This window comes from Streptomyces sp. NBC_01198, assembly GCF_036010485.1.
In the GTDB taxonomy this organism is placed as follows: Bacteria; Actinomycetota; Actinomycetes; order Streptomycetales; family Streptomycetaceae; genus Actinacidiphila.
Genome location: NZ_CP108568.1, coordinates 2,040,720 through 2,060,741 on the forward strand (window position 1 = coordinate 2,040,720; position 20,022 = coordinate 2,060,741).

Sequence of the window (20,022 nt, forward strand, 5' to 3'; positions counted from 1 at the left end):
GCCGGGAGAGGTCAGTCCAGGTAGTCCCGCAGCACCTGCGAGCGGGACGGGTGACGCAGCTTGGACATCGTCTTGGACTCGATCTGCCGGATCCGCTCCCGCGTGACGCCGTAGACCTTGCCGATCTCGTCCAGCGTCTTGGGCTGCCCGTCGGTCAGGCCGAAGCGCATGGACACCACGCCCGCCTCGCGCTCGGACAGCGTGTCGAGCACCGAGTGCAGCTGCTCCTGCAGAAGCGTGAAGCTCACCGCGTCCGCGGGGACGACCGCCTCGGAGTCCTCGATCAGGTCACCGAACTCGCTGTCGCCGTCCTCGCCGAGCGGGGTGTGCAGGGAGATCGGCTCGCGGCCGTACTTCTGGACCTCGATGACCTTCTCGGGGGTCATGTCCAGTTCCTTGGCCAGCTCCTCCGGGGTGGGCTCCCGGCCCAGGTCCTGGAGCATCTGGCGCTGCACCCTGGCCAGCTTGTTGATGACCTCGACCATGTGCACCGGGATACGGATGGTGCGGGCCTGGTCGGCCATCGCGCGGGTGATCGCCTGCCGGATCCACCAGGTGGCATAGGTGGAGAACTTGAAACCCTTGGTGTAGTCGAATTTCTCGACCGCACGGATCAGGCCCAGGTTCCCTTCCTGGATCAGGTCGAGGAAGAGCATGCCGCGGCCGGTGTAGCGCTTGGCGAGCGAGACGACCAGCCGGAGGTTGGCCTCCAGCAGGTGATTCTTGGCCCAGCGGCCGTCCTCGGCGATGATCTCCAGCTCGCGCTTGAGCTTGGGGGCGAGCTTGTCGGCCGCCGCCAGCTTGTCCTCGGCGAACAGGCCCGCCTCGATGCGCTTGGCGAGCTCCACCTCCTGCTCGGCGTTGAGCAGCGGGACCTTGCCGATCTGCTTGAGGTAGTCCTTGACCGGGTCGGCGGTGGCGCCGGCGACCGCGACCTGCTGTGCGGGCGCGTCGTCCTCGTCGTCGTCGGAGAGCACGAAGCTCTCGGACTCCGTCTTCTCGGTCTCCTCCTCGCCGGCCTTGCCGGGAGCGGGGTCCTCGATCGCGTCCTCCGCCTCGACCGCCTCGTCCTCACCGGGACCGGCGGCGGTCTTCTTGGCCGCCACCTTCTTCGCGGGGGCCTTCTTGGCGACGGTCTTCTTGGCGGCGACCTTCTTCGCGGGCGCCTTCTTGGCTGCTGGGTTTTCCGCCTCCACCGATGGCTCCACCGTGGTCTCGGCCTCGGCCACCGCCTCGGGAGCGGGGGCCTTGGGCGCAACGGTCTTCTTGGCAGGGGCCGCCTTGGTGGCGACCGTCTTGGTGGCAGTACGCTTCGCCGGGCTCTTGGCTGCGACGCTCTTACGGGTGCGCTTGGGCGCCTCAGCGGCACTCACCATCAGCGTCACACCCTCCTCGTCGAGGACCTGGTTGAGGCTGCGCAGAACGTTCTTCCACTGGGTTGCCGGAATCTGGTCCGCTTCGAACGCCCGGCGTACATCGTCGCCTGCGATCTGCCCCTGAGCCTTACCCTGCTCGATGAGGGCCATCAGAGACTCGGACTCGGCGATCTCGGACGGGAGCGTACGGGATGTGCTGGCCGACACGAACAACCTCTCGGAACGATGGGAACGACTCGGTGGAACCGCACAGCGACTCAGCGTCAAGCTCAATGCTGAATATTCCTCGTACGGCCGCCACCTCTTAAGTCATCGCACTGCCTCGCCTGGCGTTACGCCCAGCTTACGTGGCCCGAGTCACACCCCAAATTGTGCAGATCAGCGGCAAAGTCGGACATGTGACACGCACAGGGCCGCCGCAGGCCCCCGGATACGGGGCCCGCGGCGGCCGGGCGGGGCGGTCAGTGCTCTCGGGGGGCGGGGACGACATGGTCGGCGGGAGCGGCGGACTGCTCGGAGGGAACGGCGAGCAGCTGGCGCATCGCCGCCTCCGCCGTACCGCCGTCGCCCTCGGCGAGCGCGTCGACGATGCGGTGGTGCAGCCCGACGGACGTGTCCCCGGGCCGCTCGCAGCCGGTGACCGGGCCGCCCGAGACGTGCAGCGCCGACGACACGATGCCGGACAGGTGCTCCAGCATGCGGTTGCCGGCGACCTGGAGCAGCAGGGCGTGGAACTCCACGTCGGCGCGGGTGAAGGTGAGGGCGTCGCCCTGGGCGGCGGCGTGGGCCATGATCTCGGCCATGTCGGCCAGCCGCTGCTGCACGTCCTCGCGGCCGTGTCCTGCGGCGAGCCGGGCGGCGAGCGGTTCGATGGTCCAGCGCAGTTCGAGCAGCTCGCGGCGCTGCTCGTCGCGCTGCGGCCCGAAGGCGCGCCATTCGATGATGTCGGGGTCGAGCAGATTCCAGTCGCTGACCGGCCGGACCCGCGTGCCGACGTTGGGCCGGGCGCTGACCAGGCCCTTGGCCTCCAGCACGCGCAGGGACTCGCGCACCACAGTGCGGGAGACCTCGAAGCGCTGGCCGATCTCCTCGGGGACCAGCGGGCGGTCGGCGCCGAGGTCGCCGGACACGATCATCTGTCCGAGCTGTTGGACGAGTTGGCCGTGCAGCCCCCGGCCGCGGCTGCCGCCCGCCCGGCGGCCCATCCGGCCCATGTCCGGGTCCATACCGTCCCAGGACCCGAGTCCTGGGCGGTCGCCGCCGGAGGCGCCGGCATACGAGTAGCGGTCCAGCTCGCCCGAGCCGGCCATGCCGGAATCGGCGGATCGAGCCGCGGTCATCATGGTGTGCGCAAGGGTACTCACGCATCCTTTGTCGGCGATGCCGATGCAGGCCTTGAGGGCTTTGCTGAAAAGCACACGAAAGGGTGAGCGCTCATCACCTGATAATTGACGTTTTAAGGGGACGAATCAGCCCTCTTCGCCGTCGATTCTGACAGCTGCCGTCGAGGGCAGGGGAGTTGGCCTGCGGCTGCGCCTGCGACCGCGCAAGGCCCCTGCCAGATACGCGATGACCAGCCCGGACAGCGACAATGCCAGGGCCACGAAGAGCGGTTGGGCGGCAGAGTGCAGAGCCGCCAGAGCCGCACGGTCGTCGGCCCGCGAATCCCCGCTCAGCACCGACCACAACGCGCCTCCCGCGTCGCGGAATTGCCGCCCGGTCCGGCCACCGAGCAGAGCGCGTACGCCGGGTGCGACCAGCAGCGGCACCGAGAGGACCGCGGACAGGCCCAGGGCGGTCGTACGGAAGGCGCAGGCCGCGAGCACCCCGGTCCACGCGCACCCGACCGCCAGCGCCGCCCATCCCGCCGTGGTGGCCGACAGGGTCGTCGGGTCGGGGACGTGGCCGGGGCCGAGTGCCAGCCTCAGGACGACGGAGTTCACCAGCGCGGCGAGCCAGGCGAGCGCCAGGGCAAGAGCTCCGCTCACGGCCAGCTTGGCGGTGAGCAGCCGCGGGGCCCTCGGCTCCGGGCCGAAACCCGGGGTCAGCGCCGGAAAGGCGAACTCCTGTCCGTACGACAGCGCGCCCAGCGCTCCGGCGCCGACCGCGGCGGCCGGCAGCGGAATCGCGGCGGGCCACCCGGCCAGCAGCCGGAGCGGCGACGCGTGGACGGCCCCGCCGCGCGCCAGCAGCAGCGCGCAGATCACCGACGCCACGAGGGCGGCCGCGACCGCCGGCCAGGGGGTGCGCACGCCCAAGCAGCGGCGCAGTTCGTAGCGCAGCGGATACAGCGGGCTGTGCGGCCTGCGGCGAGGCGAGGGGCGGTTCCTGGGGGCGGTGCGCGGCGCGGCGTCCTCGTCGGCCTGATCCGGGTCGGCCGGCTCGGCGGCAGCCGACTCGTCCGCCAGCTGGTGCAGCAGGATGCCGTGCCGGTAGGCGACCTCCCCGACCGCCGCCGACGTGGCGCCGTACACCGCGAGGCGGCTCCCGCTGGTCGAGACCACCTCCGTGCCGTCCTCGGCGAGCAGCCCGGCGAGCCGCTGGGCGTACGGCGAACGGACGGCCACGTGCGGCCGCAGCCGGGTGCCGGCGAAGAGCGCCGCGGACTGGTCGGCGACGACCCGGCCGTCCGCCAGCGCGATCACCCGGTCGGCCGTCCTGGCCAGCGCACCGGGGTCCCGGCCGGTCAGCAGGACGGCGCCTCCCGCGGCCGCGTGGCGGCGTACGAGGGCGTGCACCCAGGCGGCTTCGCGGGGCGGAAGCTCACGGACCGGGTCGTCCAGGACGAGGGTGTGCGGGTCGGGCAGCAGCGCCACGGCGAAGGCGAGCCTGCGGTCCATGCCCAGCGAGTACGTGCCGAGCCGCCGGTCGGCCACGGCGGCCAGGCCGACGGAGTCCAGCACGTCGTCGGCGCGCGCGGCGCGGAGGCCGTGTGCGGCGCAGAGCATCCGCAGGTGGCCGCGGGCGGTGCGGCGGGGGTGTCCTGGAACGTCGCCGAGCACCGCGCCGATCGCCTTGGCGGGCCTGGCCAGTTCGTGCAGCGGGCGGCCGTCGACGAGCGTGGCGCCGCGGCCGGCCTGCAGGCCCAGCAGCAGGCGCAGGGCGGTGGACTTGCCCGACTGCGCCGGCCCGAGCAGGCCGGTGACCTCGCCCGGGCGGATGTCGAAGGTGAGGTCGGCGACGGCGGGCGGGGCGTTGCGACGGGGTGTGCTGGTCAATCCGATGGCCTGGATCACCCCAGCACCATAACGTCCTAAATGGGGTAAATCGTCCTGCGAACTACACCTCGGGCCGGAGCATCGGCGGATTGAGCAGGGTGGCCCCGCCGGCTCTGAACAACTGTGCGGGACGGCCGCCCTGACGCGTCGTGGTCCCGCCGGTGGGCACCAGGAAGCCCACCGTGCCGGTCACCTTGCGGTGGAAATTGCGCGGGTCGAGCGCCACTCCCCACACGGCCTCGTACACGCGGCGCAGCTCCCCCACGGTGAACTCGGGCGGGCAGAAGGCCGTGGCCAGCGACGAATACTCGATCTTGGACCTGGCCCGCTCCACCCCGTCCGCCAGAATCTGCGCATGGTCGAAGGCCAGCGGGGCCGCGTCGGCGGGGTGCTCCTGGCCGCCCTCGGCCAGCAGCGTGCCGACCGGCGCCCAGCGCGCGCTGCGCGCGTCGCCGCCCGCCCGTGGGGCGGGCAGGTCGGGCGCCAGCACGAGATGCGCGACGCTCACCACCCGCATCCGCGGGTCGCGCTGCGGGTCGCCGTACGTCGCGAGCTGCTCCAGGTGTGCTCCGTTCTGCGCCCGCAGCCCGGTCTCCTCGGCGAGCTCGCGTGCCGCGGCCTGCGAGAGATCCTCGTCGGCCCGCACGAAGCCGCCCGGGAGTGCCCATCTCCCCTGGAACGGGGCCTCGCCACGCCGCACCGACAGCGCGCACAGCGCGTGGTGCCGCACGGTGAGCACGACCAGGTCGACGGTGACGGCGAAGGGCGGAAAGGCCGACGGGTCGTAGGGCGACATGCAACGATCTTAGTCGTCTGCCTGACGATAATCAGCAGGATCGACACCTGCTCCGTGATCACTTCCCTCCCTCGAATCGCTCCCACGTCAGGCGTCGAGCCGCAGCCCCGATGCCACCCCCTCGGCCGTCGCCGTCCCCAGCCGGCTGACCCGCACCGCGAAGGGCGTCTCGTCGATCGCATCCCGCTCAGCCGCACGGCCCCCACCGGCGCGCACGCCAGCGGACGCAGGGTGACGGACCCGCCAGGGGCGTCCGGCCGCACTCCGGCCAGTGCCGCCAGCAGGTGCACCGAGCCGGCGGCCGCGAGCGCGGCGGGACGGCAGGCCATCGGGTGCGGGCACGGCGGGCGGCCGGCCGCCCGCTGCTCCCCCGCGTATATCTCCGGCAGGCGCAGGCCGAAGGCGGCCGCCGCGTCGAGCACTCCGGTCATCAGCGAGGCCGCAGCCTCCTTCAGACCCGCGGCAGCCAGCCCCGCCACGGCCACGGCGGTCTCGTGGATCCGCACCGCACCACTGCGGTGCCCGAAGGGGTTGAAGCCGGGTACGTCCGTGGACAGCCTCCGCAGGCCCCAGCCGCCGTCCAGGCCCGGCCCGGCCAGCACCTGCCCGAGCAGCGTGCCGGCCCGAGACGGCGAGGGCCGGCGCGGCCACACAGATCAGCGCGTCGTGGACGGCCGGCGGCGAGTCCGCCAGGACCGGGCCGGGGCGCGGTCGCGCCGTCACCGCTTCCCGCCTGCCCGCGTGCTGCGCCGCTCCGGAGCGGGCGCGGTGATCACGTCCGCATACGGTCGCGGAGGGTCGGGCTGTCGCGCTGAGTGCTGCACTCCTGAAGAACGGCCGCCCGAGCACCCAGGTCACGGGCCGTCTACGGTTCCTGAACGAATGACATCGTGCGCGCCGCCCCCGGAGCATCCGGAGCGGCAGAGAAGAGGCAGCATGCCCGCCCACCGCCAGCCAGGCACCCTCGTCACCGACCACCGCGTCCAGGTGCCGCTCGACCACGCTCAGCCCGACGGCGAGCACATCGAGGTCTTCGCGCGGGAAGTGGCGGCCGCGGGCAAGGACTCCGGCCAACTGCCGTGGCTGCTGTTCCTGCAAGGTGGCCCCGGCAACCGCGGTCCGCGGCCGCTGGGCAGGGACGGCTGGGTGGACCGCGCGCTGGACGACTACCGCGTGCTCCTGGTCGACCAGCGCGGCACAGGGCTGTCCACCCCGGCGAACCGCCAGACGCTGCCCGCACGCGGCGACGCGGCGGCGCAGGCCGCGTACCTCTCCCAATTCCGGGCCGATTCGATCGTGCGGGACTGCGAGGTCCTCCGGCGACGGCTGCTCGGCGATGACAAGCCGTGGAGCGTCCTCGGCCAGAGTTTCGGCGGCTTCTGCGCGGTCAGCTACCTGTCCTTCGCGCCCGAGGCCCTCAGCGAGGTGCTGATCACCGGCGGCCTGCCGGGCCTGCGGACCACGCCTGAGGACGTCTACCGCGCGGCCTACCCCCGGATCCAGCGCAAGAACGTGGCCCACTACACCCGTTACCCCGATGACGTCGAAGCCGTCCGGGACATCACGCGCCTGCTGCGCGACAGCCCGACCCGGCTTCCGGGCGGCGGTGTGCTCACCCCGCGCGCCTTCCAGGCCCTCGGGCTGATGCTGGGTTCCAGCAACGGTTCGCACACCCTGCACTACCTGGTCGAGGACGCCTTCGTCACCGGCCCTGCCGGACGCGTGCTGTCCGACTCCTTCCTCTTCGAGGTCCAGGGGCATCTCTCCTTCGCCGCCAGCCCGCTCTACGCGGTGCTGCACGAGGCGACCTACGGTCAGACATCCGTCTCGGCACGGGGGACCGGGTGGGCCGCGGAGACCGTCCGGGGCGAATTCCCCGCCTTCGACGCGGACGCGGCGCTGGACGGCGCGGGACCGGTGCTCTTCACGGGTGAGTCCATCCACCCGTGGATGTTCGAGACCGACCCGTCGCTTGCACCACTGCGTGAGGCCGCCGAGCTGCTGGCGCAGCGCGAGCAGTGGCCGGACCTCTACGACCCGGATCGGCTGGCGCACAACCAGGTGCCCGTGGCGGCTGCCGTCTACCACGACGACATGTACGTCGACACCGCGGATTCGCTGGAGACCGCGCGGGCGATCCGGGGTCTGCGGACGTGGGTCACCGACGAATACGAGCACGACGGCCTCCGGGTGAGCGGCGGCCGGGTCCTCGACCGGCTGGTCCGGCTGGTCCGCGGCGAACTGTAGCCGCCTCCAGGACCCTTCTGCGCCGGGTGCTGCGCAGCGACCGGCGCACCACGTCGGGGTCCAGCCCCTGGCTGACGGCATGCTGCAGGAGGCGGGCGAAGGTGCAGTGCGGTTCGAGGTCCAGCGCCCTGCTCAGGGCGACGCGCGCCTCCGCCTCGTCGTCCGAGCACCAGGCCACCCAGCCGGTCAGCGCGAGGAGCGCCGCGGCATGCTCCGCGTACGGCCCCGAGCAGCGCCTGGCCAGCGCCCGCCACAGCCGGATCGCCGCGGCCGCCGTGGCCGGCTCCGCCCATTCCACGACTCGGTCACGTGCCGCGTGGTCCTGGAGGCCGAGGATCATCTCCGCGGCTTCGCCGTCGTCGAGGAGGGCGTCGTCCCTTCTGTCCGACCGCACGGGGTCGTTGATCAGCGGTGCGGAGACGAAGGTCTCCAGGGCCCCGCGCAGCAGCTCGACCGTGCGCTCGGCGACGGAGGCGCTGGCGCTCCTGTCGAGCATGCGCGGCACCAACCGGGCGCAGGCGAGGTCGAGCGCGGTCTCGTGCTCGCGGTCCCGCTGCTCCAGCGGCCGGAGTCGGGACTCCAGGTCGCGCAGCGAGACCGGCATCCTGATGCCGTGGTAGGCGGAGGTGGCAGCGATCGCGGATGCGTGCGGCTCCGCGACCCGCGCACCGCCGTCCGGAGCCTGCCCGGAACTGTCGGACTCCGGCCGGCAGTACGACCACCACCGTCCCCCCGAGACGCACAGCGCCTCGATCACCGGGACGTCCAACTCGCCGCAGGCGACGCGAAGCTGCTGGGCCAGCGGCCGCAGACGCTCCATCACCGCGCGGGACTCCTCACCCGCGCGCGGATCCTGGCAGAGGAAGACGACGATCGACGACGGCCGGCTGCCGCGGCGCAGACTCCCGGTCACCAGGCAGTCCGCGAGCTGCCGGGCGAGATCCGGCCACTCCGCGGGATCCTGCGGGTGCTCGGGCAGACCGACCCGCAGCCTGCCGCCGAAGCGTCCGTGCTCGCCGTGCAGCGCCAGCAGAACCGCCGAGTCGTCCGGGTGATAGCCCATCAGGAACGGCAGCGCCGCCGCGAGCTCCGCGGGACCGCGCAGGACGACCTCCACCTCGCCCGTCGACGACGATGACTCTCCGTGGTTGATATGGTTGCTCTGTGTCATGACTTGAGCTTGCCGCAGCGAACACACTTCGCACCAGACCCCCACAAAACCTGTGGATAACTCTGGCTCAGAGTTATCCACAGGGCAGAGAACCCGTCTTGCGCACTGCCTGCGCGGTCCGGCCGACGCCCGCCAAGGCCCGCCGATGCCCGCCTACGGCGGCTGCCGGCTACTGGTGGCAGATTCCGGACCTGCGCCAGGGAGGAAGCATCCTCCTGACGGCACCCACCAGCGGCGTCCACCGTCTGCGGAACGTGAGCCGGACCCACGACTCGCTGCCGGAGATCAGTGCCGCGCAGTTCAGGCACTCCTGAGGCCGGCCCGGCGCGCCGGGCGGGCGGTGGCCGGCCGGGGCCTGCGCCGGGGCGGCACCCGCCGCCGCGAGATCAGCCCACACCTGCTTGCCGGTGCGGTAGGAGACCACGCCCCACGACCGCGTCAGCCGGTCCACGATCACCAGCCCCCGCCCTCCCGCCGAGTGCGGACGCAGCACGGGCAGGGCGGTCGAGTCGTCACTGACCACGATCCGCAGCCGCCGCGCGTCGAAGACCAGGGACAGTCCGACCAGACCACCGGCATACCGCAGCGCGTTCGTCACCAACTCCGAGACCAGCAGCGCGACCGCCGCGCCATCGGGGCGCCAGCGGGTCGGCCAGGCGAACTCCTCCACCTGCCCCTGCGCCCACCGGCGCGCCCTGGCCACCTCACCGGGGGCATCGGACACCACACGGAACCGCTCAACCATCACCGATCATCGCCAGCACACCTTCCACCGCGCTTCCTGCGCCGGCGGGATGGCCACCGGGCGGTCGCACCAAGCAGCCTGCCCGCTACGGATCGACTCAGCGCCTCCACTCCGGCGCTGTCCGTCCGATGTCCTCGCAAGGGGACCCGGCAGGCGCGAGCGGCCTCGCAGCAGACCCCTGGCCCCGTCGGCAGGGGCCAGGGCCGGCACGCGCAACGCGCCCGCGGAACCGCCGGAGAGGCGGTTCCGCGGGCGCGAACGGGCCACGGGCCGTGCAGGTCACCATCAGGGGCGCAGCGCAGCGCTGTTCAGCGCTGCCGGACCATCAGCTCCTGTGGCGCCACGCCAGCCAGGCCACCGTGGCCACGCCGGCCGCCACCAGCAGCACGGTCCGGTTCTCCCGCGCCACCCGTGCACCCTGGGCGGTCTTCTCCTGCAGCGGCTCGGGCGCCTTTCCCTCCCATACGCTGCCGGCCTGGGCGGTCTTGGCACGTAGCTGCTCCGCAGCCACGGCCGCCTTGTCCTTGACCTGGTCCGGGATGCTGTCCTGCACCCGGTGGCCGGTCTCGACGACCTTGGTCTTCATCTCCTCGGCCTTGCCCACGGCCTGTTCCTTGACCTCGGCGGTCTTCGCCTTGGCCCTGGCCTTGACGTCGGCCTTGTCTGCCAACTCCTCCACGGTCCGCCCAAGCTCGGCGCGGGTCTTCTCGACCTGCTCGCGAAGCTCGTCGGGGCTGGAGGCGGTCTGCTCACCATCCGGCTCGCTCATCGGCGCGCACTCCTCTTGATCTCGGCCACGTCTGCCTTCACGTTCTCGATGGTTTCCTCGGGCGCCGGCGGCGCCGCCTGACTGACCTGCTTCTTCCTGGTCATCGCCAGCGCAGCGGCGACCGCGGCCAGCGCCACGGTGACGATGAGTCCGGCGGCCCAGACCGGAAGCGGTACGGCCAGGGCGGCGATCACGGTGACGACCAGCGCCTGCAGCATGAGCAGGCTGACCATCCCGGCACCGCCGATCAGGCCGCCCCCCTTGCCGTACCGCTTGCCCTTCTCCGTCATCTCCGCCTGTGCCAGCCGTAGTTCACCGCGCACGAGCTCGGTCAGCTGCTGTGACGCCCGCTGGACCAGCTCACCGACCGGTTCGGTCGCGGCAGTTGGCGCATCGCGGTGCTGTCCTGCGGGGTGTGGCTGCGGACTCGACACGTGCATCGCCTCCTCTGCCGGAGCCTGGGCTGCCGGCCGCTGATGTGCTTGCGGCTACCCCGAACCGGGCGGTTCAGCCCGATCGGGCGAGCCGGGCCGCCGAGGCGGCCGGAAGAGCGGCTCGGCCGGGCAATGCGTCGATTCCCGTTCAGCGGTCAGGAGGGGAACATGACCCATATCAGGATGACCACATACAGCAGCGGCGCGTGGGGCGCCGAGACGTCCGCCGACCAGCCGCACAAGCACGCACGGGACGGGCGCCCCCGCCATCACGCCGCGGGCTCGTTGCCCATGGGCCACATCATTCTGCTCTCCACGGCGGTCCTGGTCGTGATCGCCGCCGCGCTGCTCGTGACGCTCGGCTGACGGCGCCGGAGGGCGCATCGCCGCGGCCGGCTCCAGCTTCCTGCGGACAATGCGGTTCGGCTCCGCCTCACCGGTAAGGCGCTCCTGAGGGCGAAGCCGCCCGGGAGGTCGCGAAGTTGAGGCCGGTCCGCCGGTCGAGCCCTTCAATCCGGCCGCTCCCACACCGAAAGGCCAATCGAGCGATGGAGGACGACCCATGATCCCCGACTGGCAACACCGCGCCGCCTGCCGCGACGAGGACCCCGAGCTGTTCTTCCCGGTCGGCAACTCCGGCCCCGCACTCCTGAAGATCCAGGAGGCCAAGAGCGTCTGCCACCGGTGCCCCGTCATGGACCAGTGCCGCGAATGGGCACTGGAGACCGGACAGGACGCAGGAGTCTGGGGCGGGCTCAGCGAGGAGGAGCGCCGCTCGATGAGGCGCCGCGCCCGCCGGGTCAGCGCCCGTCACGAGTAGGACAACGCCCCGGCTTCGCCCTGAGGGGTGAAGTGGATGCACCCGGAAGACCGCCGTGCCCGTCACAGGGCTGAGGACGCCCTCGTGACACGGGCCGGGCGGCCCGGGGCCCCGCGCTCCGGTACGGGCCGTCAGATACCCGGCCGGTGGCGGATCGGGTGGTCCTCCGGCACCTCGACCACGCAGATCATGACGCCGTCCGGATCGGCGATCCACATCTCGACCAGGCCCCAGGGTTCCTTCTTGGGCGGCCGTGCCACCTCGACGCCTCGCGCGGCGAGCTGTTCGTGCGCCGCCTGCGCGTCCGCCACCTGCAGCCACAGCTGGAGGCCGGGGGACGGCGGGCTGTCCGAGCGCCCCGAGACCTCCAGGAAGCCGCCGCCCAGGAAGTAGACGGTGCCGCGCTCGGGTCCGGTGCCGAACTCCCGGTAGACCGCCAGGCCCAGCTGCTCGCCGTAGAAGACCCGGGAGCGCTCGGGGTCGGTGGGCCGGAGCAGGGTCCTGCTGCTCAGTACATGAACCATCCGGTCATTATCCGCGGGAGTGGGCTGCCCATCCGGGCGTCGGACGCCGGGGAGTTTCGCGCCGCGCACGTCGGCCGGCGTCCTTGCCCCCCCGCCCGCGACCGACGGCTACGACGGTCCGGCGGTCGCGGGCTGCTCCCTGGGAGGGATCCGGAGGGCGAGCAGCACGGTGTCGTCGTCGGCGTGCGCGCAGGCGACCTGGTCGGCCAGGCGTTCCAGCAGGTCGGGCAATGGTGCGGTGGCGCCGGCGGCCAGCAGGGCCGCGGCATGGTCGATGGCGCTGTCCAGGTCGCTGCCCGGGCGCTCGATCAGGCCGTCGGTGTACAGCAGCAGCGTGGATCCCGGTTCCAGCACGACCTGGCTGTCGTGGCGTTCGGTGGCGGGCAGGCCGTGGTGCAGCAGCGGGCCGTGGTCCGTCAGGTGCGAGACATGGCGGTCGGGGTGCAGCAGCAGGGGCGGAGGGTGGCCGGCGTTGGTCCAGGTCATGGTCCACTGGTCGTTCTCGTGGTGGATGTGCGCGTGGATCAGGGTGCCGGAGGCGGGAAGGGGCAGGACGCGGCAGGCGTACTCCAGCGCGGCCAGCGCGGAGGCGGGGCCTTCACCGTTCTTGATCAGCACCGACTGGCGCAGCATGCTGCGCACCTGCCCCATCAGGGCGGCGGCCCGGATGTCATGGCCGGTGATGTCGCCGACAGTGACGGCGACACCGGGGTCGCGGTCGCCGTGCGGATGGGGAAGCGGGAAGGCGTCGTACCAGTCGCCGCCGACCATGTCGTCGGCGCTCGCGGGCCGGTAGAGCGCGGCGATGTCCATGCCGGGCAGGGTGGGCAGGTCGGTGAGCATGGCCTGCTGGAGCTGGTGGGCCACGTGGATGCGGTCGTCGAGGAAGACCGCGCGTTCCACCGCCTGGGCGGTGTAGCCGGCGATCGTGGTGAGCACGGCCGCCTCGTCCAGGGTCACCTCGTGGGAGGAGTCCCAGCCGAGCCCCAGGACCCCCACGGGGCCGCGCGACGCGACCATGGGGAGGCAGACCGCGGAGCTGATGCCGAGGGAGTCGAAGGCCGCGACCGCCTCGGGCCCGTGGTTCCGTACGACGTCGGCGCGGTCGGCGACGGTGACCATGCGGCGTTCGCGCAGCGCCCGCGCGGCGGCGAAGTCGGCGCCGCGGTCCATGCGCTCCACGGACTCGCCCGGGTGCACACTGTCGGGATCGGGCAGCCGGCGCAGCTCGCGGCCGTTGAGCAGCAGCAGGCTCACGTACGAGGGCTTGAGGTCGGCGCTGAGCAGGTCCCGCACCCGGGCGTTCACCTCCTGAACGCTGGCGGCGCCCGTGAGCTCCTCGGCCGCGCGCAGCAGCAGCTCGGCGCTGTTCAGGTCCTGGCGCACCTGGTGCGTCAGGACCTGGGCGCGGTTCCGGGCGCCGGTGGCCCGCAGCGAGGTCACGCGCAGCCGCAGTTCGGCCGAGCACGCTGCGGCCAGGTCGGCCAGGTCGCCCAGTTGGGATTCTGTCCAGCGGCGCGCGGTGGCATCGACCGCGCACAGCGCCCCCAGCGGCCTGCCCATGGCGTCCTTCAGCGGCTCACCCGCGTAGGACACCACCTCGGCCGCGCCGGGGTCGTCGCCGCCTTCCCTGTTCGGATCGCCGGCGCGCACGTCTTCCAGGACCACCGGGGCGCCCGACGTCACCACTCGCCGGCTCAACTCGCGGACGAGGGCGGCCTGCTTGCCGTCGGCCGCGAAATGGGCGGCGGGCCCGACGACGCAGGGGAAGACCAGGCTGTCGCCCTCCACCAGCGCGACCAGAGCGCTGGGCACACCGACGAAGCGGGCGGTCAGCCGCGCGAAGCGCCTCATCCCGGCGTCCGGAGCCGCCGGCAGGCTCATATCCGACAAAAGACCGGGTGCCATCGCACCGCTCATGTCGTCCATGCCCACGTGACTCCCCACCCTTCCCATCCATGGCCCCAGAGGGCGCCGGTCCTCGCCCCCCCGCTTACCCCGTCGTCGGCCAACGATCGGGGTCAGGTGCGCGAAGGTTGCGAGGAAGCCGCCTGGACAGGCTTGGTGGGGAGGGCGGCCCGCGGGGTGCAGGACAACGGCGCGGGCGGGGTCGGGGGCCGGCTACCCGGCCAGGGCGAGGACGAGCGGGAGCACCTGGTCAGCCCCGGTCCGCCGCAGGAGCCGAGCCGCCACGGCCAAAGTCCAGCCCGAATCGGTGTAGTCGTCGACGAGCAGGACCGGGCCCGGGGTGGCCGCCAGGGCGGCGGCGACTTCGTCCGGCACGGCGAAGGAGTCCGCCAGCGCCCGCAGCCGCTGGGCGGAGTTGCTGCGGTGCGCCCCGTACTCGCCGGCCCGCGGGGTATATGCCAGGGTGCCGAGCAGCGGGAGCCTGCCGACCCTGGCCAAGCCCTGGGCCAGGGACGCCACCAACTGGGGGCGCGTACGGGAGGGCATGGCGACGATCCCCACCGGCCGGGCCATCGCCTCGGAGTCGCCACTGGCCCAGCCGCCCGGGGATCGGGCCCAGTCGGCCACCACGGTCACCACGGCGGCCAGCACGTCGTCCGGCATCGGCCCGTCCGCGGCCTGCGCCGACAGTAGCGGGCGCAGTCGGTTGCCCCAGCCGATATCCGACAACCGGCCCAGTCCGCGCCCGGTGACCGCCTGCTGGCCGGCGGGGATCCGCCCCTTGAGGTCCATCCCGACCGCGGCGAGCCCCGTCGGCCACATCTTGCGTGCCTCGACCTCGACCCCCGGGCGGTCCAGCTCGCCGGCCGCCGCGGTCAGGGCGCCGGGCGCGACGGCGGGATCGAACCAGGCCCCGGCGCAGTTGTCGCAGCGGCCGCACGGGACGGCCTTCTCGTCGTCGAGCTGGCGCTGCAGGAACTCCATCCGGCACCCGGTGGTCGCCACGTAGTCCCGCATGGCCTGCTGCTCGGCCTCCCGCTGCCGGGCCACCCAGGCATACCGCTGCGCGTCGTACGCCCACGGCTGCCCCGTCGCCGCCCAGCCCCCTTTGACGCGCTTGACCGCGCCGTCCACGTCCAGGACCTTCAGCATCGTCTCCAGGCGGGAGCGGCGGAGGTCCACCAACGGCTCCAGCGCCGGCAGCGACAGCGGGCGGCCCGCCTCCTGCAGCACCGCGAGGGTGCGCCGGACCTGCTCCTCCGGCGGGAAGCCCACCGAGGCGAAATACGACCAGATCGCCTCGTCCTCGCGCCCCGGCAGCAGCAGCACATCCGCGTGGTCCACCCCGCGCCCGGCACGGCCCACCTGCTGGTAGTAGGCGATCGGCGACGACGGGGATCCCATGTGGACGACGAACCCCAGGTCCGGCTTGTCGAAGCCCATCCCCAGCGCCGAGGTCGCCACCAGCGCCTTCACCCGGTTGGCCAGCAGATCCTCCTCCGCCTGCAGCCGCTCGGCGTTCTCCGTCTTGCCGGTGTACGAGGCCACCGCGTATCCGCGCTGCCGCAAGAACGCCGCGACCTCCTCCGCGGCCGCCACCGTCAGCGTGTAGATGATCCCCGAACCCGGCAGGTCCCCCAGCCGCTCCCCCAGCCAGGCCAGCCGATGTGCCGCGTCAGGCAGCACCAGGACGCCCAGGCGCAGGCTTTCCCTGTTCAGCGGCCCCCGCAGCACCAGGGCGTCCCCGCCGCCCGTGCCCAGCTGCTCGGCCACGTCGGCGGTCACCCGCGCGTTCGCGGTCGCCGTGGTGGCCAGCACCGGCACACCCGCGGGCAGCTCCGCGAGCATCGTGCGCAGCCGGCGGTAGTCGGGCCGGAAGTCGTGGCCCCAGTCCGAGATGCAGTGCGCCTCGTCGACCACCAGCAGACCGGTAGTCGCCGCGAGCCTGGGCAGCACCTGGTCCCGGAAGTCCACGGAGTTGAGGCGTTCCGGGCTCACCAGCAGCACGTCGGTCTCGCCGCGTTCGACCTCCCCGTAGATCGTCTCCCACTCCTCCGGGTTGGCCGAGTTGATGGTCCGCGCCTGGATGCCGGCCCGCGCCGCCGCCTCGACCTGGTTGCGCATCAGCGCAAGCAGGGGCGAGATGATCACCGTCGGGCCGGCGCCACGCCGCCGCAGCAGGGCGGTGGCCACGAAGTACACCGCCGACTTCCCCCACCCGGTGCGCTGCACCACCAGAGCCCGCCGGCGCTCCTCCACCAGAGCCGCCACCGCCTGCCACTGGTCCTCCCGCAGCCGGGCCGAACCGCTCGGGGCACCGACGAGCTCAGCGAGGATGGCATCGGCTTCGGCGCGCAGCTCCAGGTTGTCCATGCCCCCATGCAACCCGATGGCACGGACAATCGGCGAATCCGTCACCTCACCGAGCGTGACCATCCGGATGCGGTCGGCCCGCCGGCCTTGCTGCGGCCCGAAGGCGGACGGCCGCACGGCATGGCCGCTGATCCCCCATGTCGGCGCGGCGAGCAGTACGCCGGGCGCGCGGCACCCTCGCGCGGCGACCGTATCCAGCGCCTACGGGCACTGCACGCAGCGTTCACCCTGCCGCCGGGTTGGGTTGAAGCCGTGAAGGCGGCGTCCGGTCACGGGCTGGTCGCCGATGAATTCTCGGAGACCGGCCGGGCACCGGCGGCCGTCGCCCGCGGGCCCCCCGAGCCGCCGCCCGGGCGGCGTTCCCGCTGGTCGTGGCGGTTCACGGGTGCGGGGCCGAAGGACGGCGCGGGGGCCGGGATCTATCCGACGGACGTGACCATTCCGGTCGCGAGCGCCAATTGCCCGTTGCCGCAGGGCAATACGCGGGGAAGAATTGGAGACGGATCCCCGATCGGCTCTCCGAGCCTTCTGACCGGCGCACGCCCGCGGCCGGTCCACGGGTGTATCCGCGAAGGGAGGACCGTGACCATCGGCTTCGTTCCGGGGACGTCCTCCGCCATCGCCTCCACCGCGACACGCACGCTGGAGCCGGCCGAATGGGCGGACGTCGGCGTCCCGCTGCTCGCGAGTCCGCGCGACGTGGTCAAGGACCTGCACGCCCGCCACCTGCCGGCGCCGTCCACCGTGGTGGTCGCGGTCTACGACCCGGACGGGCGGATCAGGGCCAGTGCGTCGTTCACCGGCCGCAGCGGCGTGGTGGACGGCTGGGAGCGGCGCAACGCGCTGCTGTCCCACCTGCGCCGGGTCATCCCGCACGACCTGCGCCTGCGCAAGCCCGTACGCACCGCGGTGCTGATGGTCTGCCGCGACGGTGCGCCGGGGTGGACCCCGGAGGACGGCGCCTGGATGTGGGGGCTGCGCGACGCCTGCACCCTGCACGGGCTGCGCTGCGGCTCGTACGTGACGCTCACCGGCGACGGCTGGCACGTCATCGGCGAGAACCGCGCCGGGCGTACGCCGAACGCCGCCTCGTGGTCGCGCGCCGGGACCGACCCGCCGCCCGCGGTCGCCAACGGCACACCGCAGACGCTGCGTCGGGCGTCCTTGCACTGAGCGGCACCGGGCGGGACGCCCCGCCCGGAAGCGCTCAGGCGCTGGCGCCGAGCGCGTTGTTGATACGGGCCGGGTCGCCGCACACGATCAGCAGGAGCCCCGCACGGGCCAGCGCGGTGGCCAGCTCGCGCGGCAGCGTGTCGTCGCTGCCGCCGTTGAGCGCCACGATCACGACGGGGCGGCCCGTGGCGCGCGGAGCGGCGATGTCGGCGAAGAAGACGTCGTCGGCCGCGTCGTGCTGAGCCCAGTACGACGTTTCGCCGAAGCTCAGTTCGTGGCTAGCCCACGGGTGCTGCTCGCCGGAGGTGAGCACCAGGATCTCGCCGGGGGCGCGTCCGGTGTCCAGCAGCAGGTCGACGGCCTCCTCGGCCGCGTCGAGCGCACCGTCGACCGGGGCGGGGATCAGCTGGATCTGCGCCGTTCCCGTGCTGGAGGTTGCCGCACTGTGCGTTTCCGTGGTGGACGTCTCCGCAGTGGGCATGGTGGACGGACGCTGACCGGGCACCGGCACGGGCTGGTTCGCAGCCGCGGATCCGGGCGCGCTGTTCGAGTGGCCGGTTCCGGCGCGGCCGGGGGCCGAGCCGACGGCGGCGACTGCCCTCGGCGGCGCCGGCCGGGGCGCGGCGGGCCGGGGCGGCCCTGGGACAGGACGGGGGGTCGACGCACTCCGGCCGCTGGTCGGAGCAGTGCGGGGACCCGGGACGCTCTCGTGAATCTGAGGCTCCTCGGGGGTGAGAGGCATGAGCTGATGTCTATCAAATGCGCACCGGATGCGCAGCGGTGGGTGGGTGCTGGATCAGAAATCGAAACCGAGTTGTTCCCCTGAGTCGTCCAGGACGCGGACCTTCTTCAAGTGCTGCCAGCGCGGCATCGAGTCCAGGTACGACCACGACATCCGGTGCAGCGGCGTCGGCCCGAGGTCCTCAAGTGCCGAGCGGTGCACGGGCGAGGGATAGCCGGCGTTGTCGTCGAAGGCGAAGGGGAGGTAGTCCGCGCCGAGTTCGGCCATGTGGCCGTCACGCTGGACCTTGGCGATGACGGAGGCGGCGGCGACCGACACGCACGACTGGTCGCCCTTGATCACCGTCTTGACCTGCCACGGACCGCCGCCGGCAAGGTAGTTGTGCTTCCCGTCGAGTATGACCGCGTCGGGGGGCTCCGGCAGGCCGTCGAGGGCGCGCAGCGCCGCGAGCCGCAGGGCCGCCGTCATGCCCAGTGTGTCGATCTCCTCCGGCGAGGCGTGGCCCAGCGCGAAGGACGTGACCCAGCCGGTGAGCACGGCTGCCAGCCGGGTGCGCCGCTTGGGGGTGATCAGCTTGGAGTCGGTCAGACCGTCCGGCGGGCGGCGCAGACCCGTGACGGCGGCGCAGACGGTGACCGGACCGGCCCAGGCGCCACGCCCCACCTCGTCGATGCCTGCGACGGTCTTCACGCCGAGCGTGGCACGCAGGGAACGCTCGACGGTGTGAGTGGGTGGTGGATACGCCATGGCGGAATCCAGCCTACTCGCCGCCCTGCCGCCACTTCCATGGGGGCTTCAGGACGTCACGGCCCAGTCCGGCAGCGCTTCGGTCCGCTCGGTCCATGCCGCCGGCGGTTCGCCGCCCGGTCGTGCCGCGACGATGCCGCCGACGATCGCGCAGGTCGTGTCGATGTCGCCGCCCGCCTTCGCGGTGGTCCAGAACGCCCGTTCGTAGTCGCCGAGGTGGCGTGCCGCCGACCACAGGGCGAACGGCACGGTGTCATGTGCGCTCGTACGCCGGCCGCAGCCGAGCACCGCTGCCACGGTGGCGACGTCGCCGTAGTCGAGCATGTCCCTGGCCCGCCGGATCCCGGCCTGGACGGCGCTGCGCGGCACGACGTCGAGGACCGCGCCCAGCAGGTCGGAGGGGTCCCGCGGGGCGGCGGGGTCGGCGGCGAGCGCCGCCGCGGCGGCCACCGCTATCGCTCCGGCGACCGCCTCGCGGTGCTGGTGCGTGGTGTAGGCCGAGATCTCCGCCTGGTGAGCGGCCTGGACAAGGTCGCCCGCATACCAGGCGCCGAGTGGTGCCACCCGCATCGCGGCGCCGTTGCCCCACGAGCCCTGCCCGTTGAAGAGCCCCGCGGCGAGTTCCCGCCAGTCGGCGCCTTCCTGGCGGATCAGCCGCAGCATGCGGTTGACGGCGGGGCCGTAGCCCCGGTCGAAGTCGTGGTGCTCGGCGAAGGACAGCGCGAGGGCGTCCTGGTCGATACGCCGGTGGCCCGCGAGCACCGCGACGACGGAGCAGGCCATTTCGGTGTCGTCGGTCCATTGCCAGGTGCCTGGCGGCAGTTCGCCGTTCTGCAGTGCCGAGTAGTGGGCAGGGACGAAGAACTGCGAGCCGAGGGCGTCCCCTACGGCAAGGCCGCGGAGGCTGGTGATGGCGCGGGAGACACGCGCGGAATCGGTGGTGTGAGCCGTCATGACGTCGGAAACTCTGACATCGTGC

18 protein-coding genes are annotated in these 20,022 nt (G+C 72.7%); 4 read left to right on the forward strand and 14 right to left on the reverse strand.

The annotated features are described in order from the left end of the window. Window positions 1–11 precede the first annotated feature (11 nt). From OG702_RS09135 to OG702_RS09150, 4 genes are all read right to left on the reverse strand, one after another. Window positions 12–1,583, reverse strand: a complete 1,572-nt coding sequence (locus tag OG702_RS09135) for an RNA polymerase sigma factor (protein WP_327288342.1) — start codon at window positions 1,581–1,583, stop codon at window positions 12–14. Window positions 1,584–1,837: 254 nt separating this feature from the next. Further along, window positions 1,838–2,740, reverse strand: coding sequence for a FadR/GntR family transcriptional regulator (locus tag OG702_RS09140; RefSeq protein ID WP_327288343.1), 903 nt, complete (start codon window positions 2,738–2,740; stop codon window positions 1,838–1,840). Window positions 2,741–2,845: 105 nt separating this feature from the next. Continuing rightward, on the reverse strand, window positions 2,846–4,612 hold the full coding sequence (locus OG702_RS09145; protein ID WP_327288344.1) for an ATP-binding cassette domain-containing protein: 1,767 nt from the start codon (window positions 4,610–4,612) through the stop codon (window positions 2,846–2,848). Between the two features lie 43 nt (window positions 4,613–4,655). Further along, window positions 4,656–5,390, reverse strand: coding sequence for an NUDIX hydrolase (locus OG702_RS09150; RefSeq protein WP_327288346.1), 735 nt, complete (start codon window positions 5,388–5,390; stop codon window positions 4,656–4,658). A gap of 936 nt (window positions 5,391–6,326) precedes the next feature. Between OG702_RS09150 and OG702_RS09155 the strand changes: the two genes are divergently transcribed. Continuing rightward, window positions 6,327–7,637, forward strand: coding sequence for an alpha/beta fold hydrolase (locus OG702_RS09155; RefSeq protein ID WP_327288347.1), 1,311 nt, complete (start codon window positions 6,327–6,329; stop codon window positions 7,635–7,637). Here OG702_RS09155 and OG702_RS09160 read toward each other — a convergent pair. From OG702_RS09160 to OG702_RS09175, 4 genes are all read right to left on the reverse strand, one after another. Next, window positions 7,549–8,808, reverse strand: coding sequence for a DUF4192 domain-containing protein (locus tag OG702_RS09160; protein WP_327288348.1), 1,260 nt, complete (start codon window positions 8,806–8,808; stop codon window positions 7,549–7,551). The genes OG702_RS09155 and OG702_RS09160 overlap by 89 nt on opposite strands. A gap of 169 nt (window positions 8,809–8,977) precedes the next feature. Continuing rightward, on the reverse strand, window positions 8,978–9,532 hold the full coding sequence (locus OG702_RS09165; RefSeq protein ID WP_327288349.1) for an ATP-binding protein: 555 nt from the start codon (window positions 9,530–9,532) through the stop codon (window positions 8,978–8,980). A 346-nt stretch (window positions 9,533–9,878) separates the two neighbouring features. Next, on the reverse strand, window positions 9,879–10,322 hold the full coding sequence (locus OG702_RS09170) for a DUF3618 domain-containing protein (protein ID WP_327288350.1): 444 nt from the start codon (window positions 10,320–10,322) through the stop codon (window positions 9,879–9,881). Continuing rightward, window positions 10,319–10,756 carry a phage holin family protein gene (locus tag OG702_RS09175; protein ID WP_442814350.1) on the reverse strand — a complete coding sequence of 146 codons (438 nt, stop codon included), beginning with the start codon at window positions 10,754–10,756 and terminating at the stop codon, window positions 10,319–10,321. The genes OG702_RS09170 and OG702_RS09175 overlap by 4 nt, the downstream gene beginning before the upstream one ends. Window positions 10,757–10,924: 168 nt before the next feature. Here OG702_RS09175 and OG702_RS09180 point away from each other — a divergent pair, with 168 nt between their 5' ends. Beyond that, the gene (locus OG702_RS09180; protein WP_327288351.1) at window positions 10,925–11,122 is read left to right on the forward strand and encodes a hypothetical protein; all 198 of its coding nucleotides are present in this window, start codon (window positions 10,925–10,927) and stop codon (window positions 11,120–11,122) included. 196 nt (window positions 11,123–11,318) lie between these two features. After that, window positions 11,319–11,576, forward strand: a complete 258-nt coding sequence (locus OG702_RS09185) for a WhiB family transcriptional regulator (protein WP_327288352.1) — start codon at window positions 11,319–11,321, stop codon at window positions 11,574–11,576. 131 nt (window positions 11,577–11,707) lie between these two features. On the opposite strand, the gene OG702_RS09190 is transcribed toward OG702_RS09185, so the two are convergent. The 3 genes from OG702_RS09190 to OG702_RS09200 form a co-directional block, all read right to left on the reverse strand. Next, window positions 11,708–12,100, reverse strand: a complete 393-nt coding sequence (locus OG702_RS09190) for a VOC family protein (protein WP_327288353.1) — start codon at window positions 12,098–12,100, stop codon at window positions 11,708–11,710. A gap of 108 nt (window positions 12,101–12,208) precedes the next feature. Next, window positions 12,209–14,029, reverse strand: coding sequence for a SpoIIE family protein phosphatase (locus OG702_RS09195; RefSeq protein WP_327288354.1), 1,821 nt, complete (start codon window positions 14,027–14,029; stop codon window positions 12,209–12,211). Window positions 14,030–14,221: 192 nt separating this feature from the next. Next, the gene (locus OG702_RS09200; protein ID WP_327288355.1) at window positions 14,222–16,381 is read right to left on the reverse strand and encodes a RecQ family ATP-dependent DNA helicase; all 2,160 of its coding nucleotides are present in this window, start codon (window positions 16,379–16,381) and stop codon (window positions 14,222–14,224) included. Window positions 16,382–16,963: 582 nt separating this feature from the next. On the opposite strand from OG702_RS09200, the gene OG702_RS09205 reads away from it, so the two are divergent. After that, window positions 16,964–17,554 (forward strand): hypothetical protein, encoded by a 591-nt coding sequence (locus tag OG702_RS09205; RefSeq protein ID WP_327288356.1) that lies wholly within the window; start codon window positions 16,964–16,966, stop codon window positions 17,552–17,554. Between the two features lie 34 nt (window positions 17,555–17,588). Here the strand turns inward: OG702_RS09205 and OG702_RS09210 are convergent, their stop codons facing one another. Genes OG702_RS09210 through OG702_RS09220 form a run of 3 tightly spaced genes read right to left on the reverse strand, consistent with a single transcriptional unit; the run spans window position 17,589 to window position 19,997 of the window. Then, window positions 17,589–18,296, reverse strand: coding sequence for a hypothetical protein (locus tag OG702_RS09210; protein WP_327288357.1), 708 nt, complete (start codon window positions 18,294–18,296; stop codon window positions 17,589–17,591). A gap of 54 nt (window positions 18,297–18,350) precedes the next feature. Then, window positions 18,351–19,043, reverse strand: coding sequence for a ribonuclease HII (locus tag OG702_RS09215; protein WP_327288358.1), 693 nt, complete (start codon window positions 19,041–19,043; stop codon window positions 18,351–18,353). 48 nt (window positions 19,044–19,091) lie between these two features. Next, window positions 19,092–19,997 (reverse strand): ADP-ribosylglycohydrolase family protein, encoded by a 906-nt coding sequence (locus OG702_RS09220; RefSeq protein WP_327288359.1) that lies wholly within the window; start codon window positions 19,995–19,997, stop codon window positions 19,092–19,094. Window positions 19,998–20,022 lie beyond the last annotated feature (25 nt).

Bases quoted from the DNA above. Each gene is read 5' to 3' on its own strand.
- OG702_RS09150 (WP_327288346.1), bottom strand. From the start codon at position 5,390: ATGTCGCCCTACGACCCGTCGGCCTTTCCGCCCTTCGCCGTCACCGTC.
- OG702_RS09200 (WP_327288355.1), bottom strand. From the start codon at position 16,381: ATGGACAACCTGGAGCTGCGCGCCGAAGCCGATGCCATCCTCGCTGAG.
- OG702_RS09190 (WP_327288353.1), bottom strand. From the start codon at position 12,100: ATGGTTCATGTACTGAGCAGCAGGACCCTGCTCCGGCCCACCGACCCC.
- OG702_RS09180 (WP_327288351.1), top strand. From the start codon at position 10,925: ATGACCCATATCAGGATGACCACATACAGCAGCGGCGCGTGGGGCGCC.
- OG702_RS09195 (WP_327288354.1), bottom strand. From the start codon at position 14,029: ATGGACGACATGAGCGGTGCGATGGCACCCGGTCTTTTGTCGGATATG.
- OG702_RS09160 (WP_327288348.1), bottom strand. From the start codon at position 8,808: ATGACACAGAGCAACCATATCAACCACGGAGAGTCATCGTCGTCGACG.
- OG702_RS09185 (WP_327288352.1), top strand. From the start codon at position 11,319: ATGATCCCCGACTGGCAACACCGCGCCGCCTGCCGCGACGAGGACCCC.
- OG702_RS09155 (WP_327288347.1), top strand. From the start codon at position 6,327: ATGCCCGCCCACCGCCAGCCAGGCACCCTCGTCACCGACCACCGCGTC.
- OG702_RS09170 (WP_327288350.1), bottom strand. From the start codon at position 10,322: ATGAGCGAGCCGGATGGTGAGCAGACCGCCTCCAGCCCCGACGAGCTT.
- OG702_RS09215 (WP_327288358.1), bottom strand. From the start codon at position 19,043: ATGGCGTATCCACCACCCACTCACACCGTCGAGCGTTCCCTGCGTGCC.
- OG702_RS09210 (WP_327288357.1), bottom strand. From the start codon at position 18,296: ATGCCTCTCACCCCCGAGGAGCCTCAGATTCACGAGAGCGTCCCGGGT.
- OG702_RS09220 (WP_327288359.1), bottom strand. From the start codon at position 19,997: ATGACGGCTCACACCACCGATTCCGCGCGTGTCTCCCGCGCCATCACC.